This is a genomic window from Sulfuricurvum sp. IAE1, from assembly GCF_004347735.1.
GTDB lineage: Bacteria > Campylobacterota > Campylobacteria > Campylobacterales > Sulfurimonadaceae > Sulfuricurvum.
This window is the reverse complement of sequence record NZ_SLTI01000043.1, coordinates 1-521: the sequence shown is the minus strand read 5'-3', so window position 1 is coordinate 521 and position 521 is coordinate 1. Positions and strand designations below refer to the sequence as shown.

1 protein-coding gene is annotated in these 521 nt (G+C 48.8%); it reads left to right on the top strand.

The features are described from left to right. Positions 1-22: 22 nt before the first annotated feature. The coding region (locus E0765_RS06950; RefSeq protein WP_255417876.1) for a class I tRNA ligase family protein at positions 23-521 on the top strand (499 nt) is incomplete at its 3' end.

Here is a 521-nt window from a genome sequence, read left to right as displayed (position 1 = left end):
TAACGTAACGGGTAACCTTCACATGGGGCATGCCCTGAATAACACTCTCCAGGATATCCTGGCGCGATGGCAGAGGATGAAAGGGAAGTCTGTTCTATGGATGCCTGGTTCGGACCATGCGGGTATTGCTACACAGAATGTTGTGGAGAGGCTCCTTGCGTCAGAGGGTAAAAATAAAAACGACCTGGGGCGCGAGGCTTTTGAAAAGAGAGTATGGGAATGGAAAGAGCATTCAGGGGGGCAGATACAGGGGCAGCTCAGGCGGCTCGGCTCATCTCTTGACTGGGAGAGGGAGAGATTCACTCTTGATGAGGGATTATCTAAAGCAGTCCGCAAAGTTTTTGTCACACTTTATAATGAAGGGCTGATATATCAGGGATACAGGATTATCAACTGGTGCCCGCGCTGCGAAACAGCTCTCTCGGATATAGAGACTGAGTACAAAGAGCTTGATGGAAATCTCTGGCATATAAAATATCCGGTTAAAGGGACCGATGAGTTCGTTGTTGTTGCAACAACCC